7 protein-coding genes and 3 pseudogenes are annotated in these 13,482 nt (G+C 68.2%); 6 read left to right on the top strand and 4 right to left on the bottom strand.

Annotated elements, in window-relative coordinates; genetic code table 11:
* Window positions 1-736: 736 nt before the first annotated feature.
* From J1C73_RS05015 to J1C73_RS34520, 5 genes and pseudogenes are all read left to right on the top strand, one after another.
* A complete protein-coding gene (locus J1C73_RS05015) occupies window positions 737-1,129 on the top strand; it encodes a hypothetical protein (protein WP_207315263.1) in 393 nt (130 codons plus the stop codon).
* A pseudogene (locus tag J1C73_RS05010) lies at window positions 1,126-1,470 on the top strand (nucleotidyl transferase AbiEii/AbiGii toxin family protein); the annotation flags it as partial. The gene J1C73_RS05015 and the pseudogene J1C73_RS05010, both read left to right, overlap by 4 nt.
* A 424-nt stretch (window positions 1,471-1,894) precedes the next feature.
* Window positions 1,895-7,534: a hypothetical protein gene (locus J1C73_RS05005; RefSeq protein WP_207315262.1), complete on the top strand. Its 5,640-nt coding sequence runs from the start codon at window positions 1,895-1,897 to the stop codon at window positions 7,532-7,534.
* Window positions 7,531-8,985 (top strand): hypothetical protein, encoded by a 1,455-nt coding sequence (locus J1C73_RS05000; RefSeq protein WP_207315261.1) that lies wholly within the window; start codon window positions 7,531-7,533, stop codon window positions 8,983-8,985. The genes J1C73_RS05005 and J1C73_RS05000 overlap by 4 nt, the downstream gene beginning before the upstream one ends.
* A gap of 12 nt (window positions 8,986-8,997) precedes the next feature.
* Window positions 8,998-9,099, top strand: a pseudogene (locus tag J1C73_RS34520) (type II toxin-antitoxin system RelE family toxin); the annotation flags it as partial.
* Between the two features lie 94 nt (window positions 9,100-9,193).
* Here J1C73_RS34520 and J1C73_RS34515 read toward each other — a convergent pair.
* The 4 genes and pseudogenes from J1C73_RS34515 to J1C73_RS04985 all read right to left on the bottom strand — a co-directional run.
* A pseudogene (locus J1C73_RS34515) lies at window positions 9,194-9,482 on the bottom strand (transposase); the annotation flags it as partial.
* 163 nt (window positions 9,483-9,645) lie between these two features.
* On the bottom strand, window positions 9,646-10,038 hold the full coding sequence (locus J1C73_RS04995) for a type II toxin-antitoxin system death-on-curing family toxin (RefSeq protein WP_037880073.1): 393 nt from the start codon (window positions 10,036-10,038) through the stop codon (window positions 9,646-9,648).
* Window positions 10,035-10,229, bottom strand: a complete 195-nt coding sequence (locus tag J1C73_RS04990; RefSeq protein ID WP_030703572.1) for a ribbon-helix-helix protein, CopG family — start codon at window positions 10,227-10,229, stop codon at window positions 10,035-10,037. The genes J1C73_RS04995 and J1C73_RS04990 overlap by 4 nt, the downstream gene beginning before the upstream one ends.
* Before the next feature lie 785 nt (window positions 10,230-11,014).
* Entirely contained in the window at window positions 11,015-11,377 is a 363-nt protein-coding gene (locus tag J1C73_RS04985) for a hypothetical protein (protein ID WP_207315260.1), read from the bottom strand.
* Between the two features lie 731 nt (window positions 11,378-12,108).
* On the opposite strand from J1C73_RS04985, the gene J1C73_RS04980 reads away from it, so the two are divergent.
* Window positions 12,109-13,482, top strand: a 1,374-nt coding sequence (locus J1C73_RS04980) for an IS1380 family transposase (protein WP_207315259.1), incomplete at its 3' end; no start/stop codon positions are given.

The following is a 13,482-nucleotide window of genomic DNA, read 5'->3' as shown; positions in this document are numbered from 1 at the left end:
CGGCAATCAGCGTTGTCGGTGGCTCCGTCCAGCTTCTACAACCCGTACCCGCCGCAATCGCGGGCCCCGGAGTGCTGGTGGCCCACGTGTGTATATGTCGGCTCAGCTCAGGGGCAGCACTAACGAATGCTCTGCAGCAGCTTCCCCGTGGCGGTGACCGTCCAGAAAGCCCAACCGTTGCGGTTTGGGTTGATGTGTGGGTTGAGGGCCCGCACAACGGCCACCGCCACTCCGCCCGGAGAGGTCCGTGAGGTCCGTGAGGTCAAGACTTCCGCTTCGGGCGTCACCCGAGCGTCAAGAATGTCCGAACGAGACCTTGATGGCGTCGCCGACGTAAGCGTCTCTCTACGTAAAGTCGCAGGTCAGGGCGTTTCAAAGGGGGATCCGTCCGCTCGACCCGCTGCACGGAGGGAAACAGGTCGAGCGATCCACCCGGACCACAAAACCGCAGGTCAGTCGTCCTTCTTCTCCGGCTCAAGGATCGCGACGCACTCCACGCGATGCGTCATCGAAAAGATGTTGACCTGAGCACGTCATGGAAAAGACCAGGTCAGAGCCCGTTTCTCAGCTCGCCGTCCTGCGTGTGGGTGCCTGGAGCGTCAAACGAGCGTCACCGCCGCCACCCGGTGAACAGGCTGCCAGAGCCAGCTCACGCAGCGGGTCCGCCCCCGCCGGCTCCGGACGCCAGCTCACACATCATGCCCCGTGCCATCTCCCCGAGCGACATAATGGAGTCATGCCCTCCAGCCCGCAGCACCCCACACGCGCGCCGAGGGGCCTCTTGGGCACGGACGCCAAGGACCTCGCGCTGTACCGGGAGAAGTTCCGGCGGCGCCTGCCGGAGTCGCTGGACGAGTTGCACGGTCCGGCCCAGGGGGTCGTGGAGCTGCCGCTGCACATGGCCTGGTCCGGAATGACCTCGTACGACATGAGCAAGCCACGCCAGCGCATGGGCCTGTACCGCACCGTCCTGCACGAGGGCCTGTACGACGACCTGCCCCGCTACCTCAACCGGGACCTGCTCATCCAGCTGTGGCCGGTGCTGCGCACTCTCGTCGGCCGTACGGTGCGCGCTGTATGGGAAGACGCCTTCCCCCAGGTCGCCACCCTCCCCCAGGCAGCCGCGTGAAGGACTTGCCGGTGCTGCGCACGCGGCTCCTGGCGGATGTGATCGCGCTCGGGTCCCGTACCCCCTGGTCCTCACCGGTGGGTATGCGGTACGGGCGCATCGCCTCGTAAAACCGTCCCAGCCAGGACCTTGATGTCGCCACCGAGAACCCTGCGCCGATAACCGACATCACCGCCACGCTCCGCGCCGGCCTGGAAGCCCGCGGCTGGAAGGTGCACGCGTTGGAGGCCTCCCCGCTGTCCGCCCGCTTCACCGTGACCGACCCGGTCCCCGGTCAGGAGTGTGAGGTCGACATCCTCAAGAAGATCTTCTGGCGGCCGGTCGCTCAGAGTGGCCCGGTGGCTTCACGGCCGGGGTGACCGGACGGCCAGGACGCCGAGGTCTGGTTGGCCGGCGTCGTCGTAGGCGTACCGCTCCGTCCAGCCCTCCGCAGCGCCTCCCGTACAGCAACCACGCCCCGCTCGACCACCCGCTGCACCTCTGCGCCGACACCTCTGGTGACTACGCTGCGCTCCAACGTCATTACTTGTCACAGAACTTGGCCCACAAGGATCGGTCTGACAGGAATTCGCTATGGCAAGAGCGGGTGGGGACCTGAGAGCCTGGCTGACCAGGCTCGACGACGTACGACTTCGTGAACTGATCCTATTACCAGGGCCGTTGCCCTTCTGGGCGACGATCCCGCTCCGTGGCCCGCAACCGCGCGTTGGCCGTCGCGAGTTGCTTGCGGCCCGAGCATGGCTGAACAAGGCTCGTACGCGCGACTTGAAGCAGATCGCCGATGCAGCCGCCGACTTTGCCGACGACCTCTGGTCCCATCAGGCCGAGGGACGCCCCGTCGGCCCTGCCGAGATGGACATCAATGCCTTGGAGACGATGGCCGAGGCCCTGCCTTCGGTACTGGCCCGGCTGACCCTGCACTCCATGCGGCTGGAGGACGGCGCCCCACGGCAGGCCCTGGCCGAGCAACACTGGGACCGGCTGCTCGACGCAGCGGACCGGGCGGTCCCCGGCTTGGGGGCGGAGGCTGAGAACCACCACCATGACCACGTCTCCGGTACGGACATCACCGAGCAAGACGGCGACTTGGACGCTGCACCGCGGCAGCGGGCTGGGGCCGCGGGAGGCGTTGTGAAGAACGAGAAGGCCGAGGGGACGGAGTCTAGGGTGCGTACTCTGGCCAACACGGCAGTGGGCGTGACCGGAGATGTGGCCGACCCCGCCGATGCCGCCGATGCCGCCGCGGCCGTGGATGCGCTGCGGGCCCGGGCTGCGGAGTTCGGCGATGCGCTGCGTCTGGCCGCGGAACGGGTGGCCGGAGGGTTCTCGCTGCCCGACGCGTTGGTGGAAGAGGCCGACGCCTGGGCGCGGGAGCGCGGGACCGTGGCCGGCTTGTTCCGGGGCACGGGGCACGACTGGGCCGCCAAGGACGGTTTCGATGCACTTCAGGCGATCGTGGACGCCCTCCAGGAGGAACGGGAGCGGGGAGTCGCCCGCAGCGAAAGACTTTCCATGCTTGTCCAGCAACGGCAGGCCCTGCTGCCGGTGCTGGACCTGGCCGAGCAGAGCACCGGTGGCGCCTACCTGGACTCCCTGCGTGCGACGCTGCGGACACTCGAGGCGGAGATCGCCGAGCTGACCATGGGCGCCCGCCCCGGTCCCGAGGAGCAGGCGCTTCCGGCACCTCGCAACGCGGGCGGCAGCGGCCATCCCGATGCGATGGCGGATGAGTTCACTGCAGCCCAGGACGAGGTGGGCTCGGAGACCGCGGATGCCGGGGAACCGGGGCCACCCACGGACACCGCGCAGAACGCGGAACCTCACCAGCACGCCCAGACCGCCGAGCCTGCTGACGCGACCTTCGTCGTTGGACCCGCGGACCACCCGCCGGCCGTGGAGACCACAGAGACGAAAGAGCACGCAGAACCGGAGCACGCCTCAGTCCTGACAAGCACTGCTGAACCCGAAACCCTCGCTGTCGAACCTGCCCCATCGCACGCCACGAATACCTCCGAACCCGCACAGCACGAGGAGCCCGTGCTGCCCTGGCACGACCCCGTGCCCGATACCGGGAGTGGCGCCGACGCCACCACCTCCCCCGTCGAGCAATTGGTGAGCGCCGACCGTTTCCAGGAGGCTTACTGGTTGACCGTGGCGTCTGCCGAGCCCAGGCACCGGGCAGAGTGCCTGGCGTTCGCGGACGCCGCCTTCTCCTGCGACACGCCTGAGGACGCCACACCGGTGATGACGCGGTTCGTCCCGAACCTGGAGAGCGTGCAAGGCGACCGCCCAGCTCTGGTCTTGGCGGCCGTAGCCTCCGTCCGTGCGGGGCTTATCGTGGGCTGGCCCAACGACCTGCTGCTACAGACGGACCCTTGCTCCTTCCTCTCCGGCGCGTGGGGCCGGCTGCTGCAGTCCGCCATTGACGTATTGCGGCACTACCAGCGGGTGGACCCCGCCACGCTGTACCCCGGCATGGAGACGGGCCCGACCCTGACACGTTCCGGGTTGGCTGAGGAGGCTGAGCGGCTCCAGGTCGACCTCCCGAAGCTCAAGATCGGCTATGCGCGCGCAACCCAGGTGCAGAACCTGCTGATGCGCGCGGAGCAGCCGCTGGGACGCGCACTGGAAGCGGTCCGGGAGTGGGCTTCCGGCAAGGCGGACGCGTCCGTGTTGGACGATGCGTGGGAGACCTTCCGTAAACGGGACTCCTCCGAACGCATCATCGAGGAGGCCGACGCGGCGATCCGTACGCCCAAGCAGGCCAAGGAGCCCATCGAGGCCAAGGCCAAGCGCTCCCTACTCAGCCGGATCGAGCAGGTTGTCACGCTCCTTTCCCAGGCCCGTGCGCTTGCCGCGCCCGGCATAGAGGAGCGCAGCGGCACCGTCACCGCTCTGCGCCACACGCTCGCAAAGGTGCAAGAGCTGCCGCCGCTGCCGGGCCTCGAGGGAGCAGCGCTGTTGTGTCTGCGGCGCTGGCTGACCGAAGACGGCCGCTCGCCAGTGTCCCGAGGAGTGCCGGACGTCGCCGACGGCGAGGCACAGACGGTGCCGGACGCCGGTTTCGTACCCGCCGCAGAGGCCCTGCTGGCCGCCGCGGACCTGCCCCGCACAGCCGCGGGCGCGCCCGATCCGCAGGCTGTGGGCTTCACCCGGGTGGTGTTGTCGCTGCTGAAGCCGGTGGACGTGGCCGCCGTGGCGGCCGCCTACGCCGAGCGAGGGGACCTGCATCTGGCGGACGCCTTGGTCGAGGCACTGGAACAGGGACTCGTGCCTGCGGCAGCTGCCGGCCCCGAGGCGCTGCCGTCCGACTGGCGGATCCGCCGTGACGCGCAGTGGGCCCGCTGGACGAACGTACGGGCCGAAGCCCACCGCGTCGCCGCCGGACTGCTCGCGGAATTGCGCGCCCAGAGCCTTGACCTTGTCACCGAGCGGGAACTAGTGGGGCGGCTGGAACGGTTGGAGCGGCCATCGCCGGACGGCGCATACCGGTCCACGGTGGAGGCCATCCGTCGGCTGGAGGAGGAACTGCGGGACCAAGTCCAGGCATATGTAGGGCGGCTGCGCGAGCAACTCGAGGCGCTGACGCTTACCGCGGCGGACCGCAAGCGGCTGTCCGCACTGTTGGAGGCAGGCGACACGGTCACGGCGGAGGAGTGCCTGGCGCTGCTGCGCAAGGGTGGCTCCCTGCCGCAGTGGAGCGTCACGGGCCGCAGTGAGGACGTGGAGCGGTTCGTGGCGGGTCTGGAGTCCATTACGCCGGTCAAGGCGGGCCAGCAGGGCTTTTCGGCGGTGCCATGGGCCGAGCATTACGCCGACGGCCAGCCGTTGACCGAGGCCGCGCTGGCCGGACTCGAGTCCTGGGACGCGCTCAGCAAGCCGTCCACCCGCGGCAGCGAGTGGCAGAAGCACGTGCCGACGGTGCTGCGTCTGCTCGGCCTTGAGGGTAGGCCGCCGGCCCGCGACGACAGTCGCCAGCTCCGCGGCACCCTCCGGTTGACCGCAAAGCTCCGGGCAAGTGGGAGCGCTCCGGGGTACGTTGCCGAACTCGGCTCCGCAGCTACCACATACACGATCCTGTTGGTTTCGGATGAGCAGCGCGGGCGCAGCCCCCTGGAACTGCTCGACCACAGTGACTCGGGGGCCTGCATCATCCTCTACCTGTACCCGTTGGGCATGGCCGGCCGCCGAGCGATGGCGCTGTGGACACGGACCTCTGCTCAGCAGGCTCTGGTAGTGGACCCGGCCGTCTTCGGATGGGTCACGGCACGCTCGCCCCGCTCGTTCCGGGCCCTACAGCGCGTGACACTGCCGTGGACCGGCTTCAATCCGTACACGCCTTTCGTGGCGGGGCTCGTGCCGCCAGAGGTGTTCTACGGCCGGGTCCGGGAGATCTCTGCGGTAAAGGATCCGTTGGGTGCTCTTTTCCTCTACGGCGGACGTCAGTTGGGCAAGTCTGCGCTGCTGCGGAAGGTGGAGGCCGACTTTTCATCGACCCCCGACCATAAGGCCATCTACCTGGACCTGAAGGCGCGCGGGGTGGGCGAGGCGGAACCCGCCGACCGGATCTGGTCGGTGCTGGCCACGGAGCTCAAGCGGGTCGGGGTGCTGGGGCCGAAAGTGTCCACGGCGGCCTCCCCCGATGTACTGCTGGAGCAGGTGCGCCGTTGGCTGGAGGATAACCGTGAGCGGCGGGTACTGGTCCTCGCCGACGAGGCGGACGCCTTCCTGACCGCTGACTCCAAGTCGGTGCGTGGCAGCGGCGGCGAGGGCACCTTCGCCAACGTGGCCCGGCTCAAGGGACTGATGGACAGCACCGACCGGCGCTTCAAGGTGGTCTTCGCCGGTCTGCACCAGGTGCAGCGGTTCAGCCGGCTGTCCAACGTGCCCTTGGCACACGGCGGTGAGGAGCTGATAGGCCCGCTCAAGCCGGTCGAGGCGCAGCGCCTGGTGGTCGAGCCGATGGCGGCCTTCGGTTACCGCTTCGAACGTCCGGAACTGGTCTGGCGGGTGCTGGCCGCGACCAACTACCAGGCGTGCCTGGTACAGATCTTCTGCGAGCGCCTCGTCACCACGCTGCGGGAGAAACCTCTCAGCTCGGCACAGTGGCCGGTAACGGTCACCGAGGACGACGTGCGGGCGGTGACGGGCTCGCCGGAGGTGCACAGGAACATTGCCGAGCGAATGCGGCTGACCATCAACCTCGAGGATCGGTACCGGGTGCTCGCCCTGGTGATCGCGCTGCGCAGCCAGGCCGACGGCTTCCAGCGCGGCTACGACGCTGACGAACTGCTCAACGAGGCTAAGCGAAACTGGCCGGAGGGCTTCGGCCGACTGACCGCCAGCGACGTGAAAATCTACCTGGAGGAGATGGCGGGGCTCGGCTTGCTGATCCAGCAGGCCGACCGTCGACACTATGCGGTGCGCAGCCCGAACGTGGTTCACATGCTCGGCATCCGCGAGGACCTCGAACTGGAACTGCGGCAGACCGAGTTCAGCCTGCCTTACGACTACAACCCGCGGTTCTCGCGTCGGCTGCTCGGGTCGGGCCAACAGTCCGGTGCACATCGGTACAGCCCGCTCACCGAGCAGCAGTTGTACGACGCGACGAGTCCCGGCCTGACTCTGGTCTTCCTGACGAAGGCCCACAGCCCGGAGCTCATGGAGCCGGCGATCCGTTCCTACGCCAGCGCGCGGGGCCTGACCGTGCACACCACCACCCCGGACACCCTGGTGGACGTTCTCACACAGGACACACGCAGCAAGGACCCCAGCGTTGTCTTCGCCGATCTGCGCTACTGCGGCGTGGAGACGCTCGGTCAGACCCTGGACCGACTGCACCGACACACTCTGCGCGGCAAGGCGAAGCCACCGCGCACGGGGCTCATTCTGGTCGACCCGCGGGCGCAGGAAGTACTCAAGGACGAGCGGGTCACCCAGGTGCTGCGATCCGAGCGGTGGAACGCCGACAGTCTGCGCGCCTGGCCCGAATGTCCGTTCGATACACCGGACAAGCGGCGTCGGCTGATGGAAGCTACCGGCGGCTGGCCGAGCCTTGTGGAGCGCACCGTGGACTACGCCACCCGAGGCGGGTTCACCCTGGAGGGAGCCCTGGAGGCGATCCAAGCCCAGTACGCCCAGGAGAAAGTCGCCCGCACCCACCTCGACCGGGTCGAACTCACCCCGTCCACGCGGAACCTGCTGACCGTCTGGGTGCAGTACGTCGAGCCCGGTGAGGGGTGTGATCACGGCGACATCGCCGCCGCGATCGGCCTCGATCTGGCCGAGACGCGCGCATTCACCGACCGACTCGCCGACCACGGCGTACTGGATGACAGCGAGGACGGATACGCGCTGGACCTCGTCACCTTTCGGGCGCTCACCACAGTGGGAAAGGAATCGTGATCGGCACGGCCGCGGCCGACGGGATCCCTCTGCCAGGGATAAGGGTCTGGCTTGGCCGCCTGCTGGCCGATCTGAACAGCGGTCGCAGTTGCCTGTGGCTGCTGCCCAGGAAGATGTTGGACGACACCGACAACCAGGTCGACCGGCTGCTCGACGACGTGCTGCACGAACTCGCCGACTTCGTGCTGCTGCCCTCTGACGAAACCCCCGGCTCGGCCTCCGTCCGCTCCACAGTGTCGGGCCGCCCTCGGGCCGCCCGTCAGTGGTCCGGCCTGGCCCCTGTGCCCGACTTCGACGATGGGTTGCCGGACCTGCTCACGGCCAGGATTCCCGTGCCCACCGAGCCGGGGCCGCCAGTACCCCCCACCCCGGCAGAGGCACTGGCGGGCCTGCTGGAGCGGCTCGCCAAGGAACTGAACTTCACCGGTGACAGGGACGCAGCCAGCCCGGACCCGACCGACGACGTACTGGCCCGGCTCACCGGTGGCGGCACTGGCACCGTCGAGACCCGTCCGGTTGTCGTACGGGCATGGCGCGAGCCGGTGCCGTCCGCCGCCACCCACCTGCTGCGTCGACTAGTGGCCACGACCAAGGAGGCGGGTCTCCCCCCGGACCGGCGCCCCAGAGCCCTCGTCATGGCCTCCACTGAGACCTTGCCTACGGGTCTGCCTGATCAGCTTGCCCGGGAGGACATCGCAGTGCACTGGTGGTGGGGAGCCACAGGTCGCCTGGACACCGCCACAGTCGTCGCACTGGCGCGCCCGCTCCTGGCTTCCACCATGGAGCGGCGGCATCTGCACGAAGCGGTCACACAGGCCACGATCACCGAAGTGTGCGGGCCCTATCTCGACATCGCCGGTGCCCTGGCCAGTTGCTGGCATGACGGCCGTCCGGAGACATTGATGTCAGCGCTCCACGAGGTGCTCGCGTATCTGCCTGGACCGGCGGCCATCCCGTCGCAGCGCGTCGAGGGCACCCGTCATCCCGGCCGCCGCCCCGACGAAAAGCTGCTCGTGGCCTGGAACGCAGGCACTATCGACAGCTGGGACGGCAGGCTCAGGCACCGCCCTGGCAGGGACCTCACACACGAGCAGGCGGTGTCGGCCCGGGTGTGGCTGGCGCAGAATCATGTGTTGCTGCCTCTGCTGGACGATGCCCGGGACCAGTTCACCGCCACCGTCCGGCTCCGTGCACGCGTCCCGCTGGCCCGGCTCGCGCAGGACTACGGCCCGCGGCGCGAACCCGGCACGCCCGCCGAACCCGCCGGCTCCGCCGTCGACATGATGGAGCTCGGCGCGATGTGGAGCGCTCACTGCGACGGCGCCATCAGGCTCACCCCCGCCGAGCGCCGCCGGCTGCGTACCATACGCGACGCCCGCAACCGCCTCGCCCACCGTGCCCCCCTCGACAGCCCCCGGCTTCACTTTCTGATCGAGGAACTGTGTTACTGACCAAAAGGCACCGGTTGCGACACCACCGCATTCGTTTCGCAGCCAGAACGCCGTCGACTGCGAGTCGGCGACCGTCGCGGCGTCTGCACTATCGACAAGGGAGAGCTGTTGGTGTCGGGGCGTACGGCGCCTGACTACTGCAGCAGAAGGGCCCGACTCCGTGGAGTCGGCCCTTCCGCCCTGCCCGCTCGCTTGCGGCAGCGGCAGCGGCAGCGGTCGGACGTTGAAGCAGTCGGTTCTGCCACTCGATCATCCCCCCAATCACTCTGTCGGTGATGGTCGGGATGATGGACTTCGAGACCTCGGCGCCACACACTTCAGCCAGGTACGCAACAATAACGCCATATACTGGGCCCTTCACCGACAGCTACAAGACCATCTCGTCGATGCCGCCCAGACGCCGCTGCCGCTTCTTGGCCAGCGTCGGCTCGAACATGCCGGCCTGGTCCCGGGGAGACGGTGACCTCCACCGGCCCGGCCTCGGTGTCCACCGTCTTGGCCGGTTACCGTTGTGGGAGTCCCCCGGCCGCCCTCGGCCTGCTAGCCGTGTTCATGGCCCAAGCGATCCAGTGCACAGCGCCGATTCCGGCCTGATGCGAGCAAGCCGGACTACGCGTGAGGGCCGGGCGCGCGCGTGCCCACCCCATCCGTCGTCGTACGTCAGGAGACGGGGAACCAGGCCGACAGGCGCTTGGCGATGACCGGTACATCCATGTTGTCCTGCGCGACTTCCTCGACGAACGGGCCGGCAGTGGAGGCAGGTGGCGGGACGGTACCGGCGCTGACACCGTTGAGCCGCAGGAAGACGCGCATGGCGAGCCAGGCGGTGCGCTTGTTGCCGTCGATCAGGGCGTGATTTCGGGCAACGGAGTGCAGCAGTGCCGCCGCCTTCTCGTGCAGCGTGGGATACAGCTCGGCTCCGAAAACGTTGGTCCGGGGCCGTTCGATCGCTGACACCAAAAGTCCCATGTCACGCACGCTGTGGTCGGTACCGTTGACCGTGCGAGCGATGGCAAGGATCTCGTCAATCTGGATGTAGCGCACTTCGGTCACTTCAGGTAGTCCAGGATCTCCGCATCGCTGTCCATGAGCTCGGCCAGGACATCGTCGACCTTCAGCTCGGCCCGGTCCTGGGCGTCGCGGATGGCCTCGACAGCGAGTTCCTGCTTGCTTCGGCCCTCTCGACGAGCACGCTCAGTGAGCTTCGCATCAAGATCGTCGGGGAGTCGGAGTGTCATCGCCATACAGCGATGATACCTGACTGGTATCTGGGTGGCGAGGTGATACCAGCCACTCAAGACCTCGGATCACGGCGCCACGTTCTGCCGCTTGGACTGGCGCACGCTGGGCTCCAGGGAGCCGGGGACCTGGATGGCAGCTCGCGCCGCCTCCATGAGGAGTTCCTCGCCCTCCATGCCGACAGTCCGGTCCGCACGGCCCCAGCCGGGGAGGTCCGGGAGGTCGGACTCTCGCTTCGAGCGTCATCCGAGCGTCAAGAATTTCCGAACGAGGCCCTGAAGGCGTCGCCGATACCAGCGCCTCCCCCATGAATTCGCAGGTCAGGCCCCCTTCAAGGGGCGATCCGTCCACTCGACCCGCTGCACTTCCGGAAACAGGTCGAGCACCACCGGCCACATCTGGAAAACACAAGAAAGCCGCAGGTCAGAGCCCCTTTGCAACAGGCTCCAGAATCGCCACGCACTCAACGTGCGCAGTCATCGGGAAGATGTCGACATCGGATGCCGGTGAGGAGGCGCAGGTCAGAGCGTCCTTTCAGGTGTTCCTTCCCCCCGCTCGGTGGAGTCGGAGCGTCAAATGAGCGTCACGACTCGATACCGCTCTCGTCCCACTGCCTGAGCCCGGCCCGCTGCTTCAGGACCGCCGGGCAGGCGCGACGCTCGGCAGGGCTCAGCCGCGGCACCGGGTCCGGCCGGTCGTCGGCGCGGTGTTGTGGTCGGAGCGTCACAGGCACCGCCGAGGGACCGGCGGAGGCGTGGAGCGATGCTCGCCGCGCCCCCACCGGTCAGGCTCAGTACGACCAGAGGTAGGGGGAAGAAGCCGAACCCCCGGTGGCCAGGCCCGCGCCGGTGGCGACGTTGACGGTGGCACTGGCGATGTAGCCACCGTTGTTGACGTACGCGGTGACGTATTCCAACGAGGTGTCGGTGCTCATGGGCTGGAACCACATGGTCTGGCACTGACCGGCCGGGACCGCCATGAAACCGCTCGTGTAATACACGTTGGTCTGGAACGAGCCCCAGGAGCACACCTGCAGCTGCCAGGCGGGAACCGATGACGCGGAGGCCGAACCGGCCAGGCTCAGGGTCAGAACGCCTGCGAGCGCACCGACCACTGCGGTCGCACGTGCACGTCTCTTGAAAATCAACTTCATGGGTTGTCCTGATCCTCACTCATAGCTACCGGCAGTCGCCGGATGGCGTTGGGCGGCTGTCCCAAGCAGGGGACAGCGATATGAGCAACAGTTTCCGGGCGGAACGGAGGCAGCACCCCGGAACAGAGTGATGCGCGAGTAAGTCGGGCAGACCTTGTGCCCGTCCTGGTGCCGACTGCCTCACTCTTGAGTACGTCCTCGCACCGGATTCGGACCTGGCGCACAAGCAGGCAGGTATCGGCCAGGCGCAGGCGAGTTACCCCCGCCCTGCGCGAGGCGCTGTCCAAGCTCACCAACACGGCTCTCATCAATGAGCGTGCCGCCCTTCCCGAACCGGCGACGCGGCCGTCATCCCGCTCCCGCTCCTGGCCCGGCACATCCAGCGCCTGCACGTTCGCGTCCTCGCAAGTGCTGTAGCGGTTCTCACCTGACCGGTTCTTTGTCCTGGCGTCGCAGTGAGGGTCCGGATACAAGAACGGCCGCCAGCATGGGTGGATGTCGTGCCACCCTCCTTCGGAGCGGCTGCCGGCGGCCGGAGTGCTCCTGGTGGCGCACGCAATGATCACCGGTCACATCAGGACTGCACCGCGGGAGCAGCGTTCGCATTAGCCTCGCGCTTTCATGAAGCCCGGTGTCCGACGGGTGGTCAGGCAAACGAAAAGTGCCTCTGACCAGCAAGAATAAGGATTATTGAGGCCCTTGTTCCTGCCACCGTCGGAGGCACTTCCCAGGTGAAGAAGCGTATCGGTTCCTATCCTCGTGTCCGCGTTGGGGGCGGTGGCCGGGCGGTGGTCTCGCAGGCGGGTGCTGTCCTGCTGGTGGAGACGGTCCGCAAGGCCGGGCTGGATCAGGCGATATCGGCGGCCCTGAGCCCGTGGCGCAAGCCGCGGGCGGTGCATGATCCGGGGAAGATCCTGCTGGATGTGGCCCTGGCGGTGGCACTCGGCGGGGACTGCCTGGCCGACGCGGGCATGCTGCGGGCCGAGCCGGCCGTGTTCGGTGCGGTGGCCTCCGACCCCACCGTCTCCCGCCTCGTCGACGCCCTCGCTTCGGGCGGGCCGAAGGCCCTGACGGCGATCCGCACCGCACGCGCCCATGCCCGCGAACACGTCTGGAAGATGGCCGGAGCGGCGGCCCCGGACGCGGCCGGACAGGTGATCGTGGACATCGACGGGGTGCTGGTGCTGGCGCACTCCGAGAAGCAGGACGCCACCGCGACCTGGAAGAAGACCTTCGGGCACCACCCGTTGATGGCGTTCATCGACCACGGCCCAGGTGGCAGCGGGGAGCCGGTCGCCGCTCTGCTGCGGCCCGGCAACGCGGGAAGCAACACCGCCGCCGACCACATCAGCACGGCCCAACTGGCCCTGGCCCAGTTGCCGAAGCCCTACCGACGCGGCCGTCAGACGCTGATCCGAACCGATTCCGGCGGCGGCACCCACGAGTTCGTGGCCTGGCTCGCCCAGCGCGGCCGGTGGTTGTCCTACTCGGTCGGCATGACCATCACCGACGCCATCCACCAGGCCGTTCTGCGGGTTCCCGCCCCCGCCTGGACAGTGGCCATCGAGCCGGGCGGACAGATCCGTGACGGCGCCTGGGTGGCCGAGCTCGACGGCGACGTGCTCAAGGGCTGGCCGCAGGGCATGCGGCTGATCGTCCGCAAAGAACGTCCCCACCCCGGCGCCCAGTTGCGCTTCACCGACGCCGACGGACTGCGCCTGACCTGCTTCGCCACCAACACCACCGGCACACCCATCGCCCAGCTGGAGCTGCGGCACCGCCGGCGGGCCCGCGCCGAGGACCGCATCCGAAACGCCCGCTCCACCGGCCTGCGCAACCTGCCCCTCCACGACGCCGCCCAGAACCAGATCTGGCTGGAGATCATCCAGATCGCCCTCGACCTGCTGGCCTGGATGCCGATGCTCGCGTTGACCGGCAAGGCCCGGCTCTGGGAACCCCGCCGGCTACGGCTTCGCCTCTTTTCCGCCGCCGCTCAGCTTGTCACCACTGCCCGCCGCCGACATCTCAGATTCGCGGACCACTGGCCCTGGACCGACGTGATCACCAGCGCCCTGACCAGGCTCGATACCCTCCCGGCCCCCGGC

This window comes from Streptomyces laculatispora (genome assembly GCF_017353455.1).
Lineage (GTDB): Bacteria > Actinomycetota > Actinomycetes > Streptomycetales > Streptomycetaceae > Streptomyces > Streptomyces laculatispora.
Note: the sequence above shows the minus strand (reverse complement) of the source record. Positions and strands in the feature narration are given on the sequence as shown.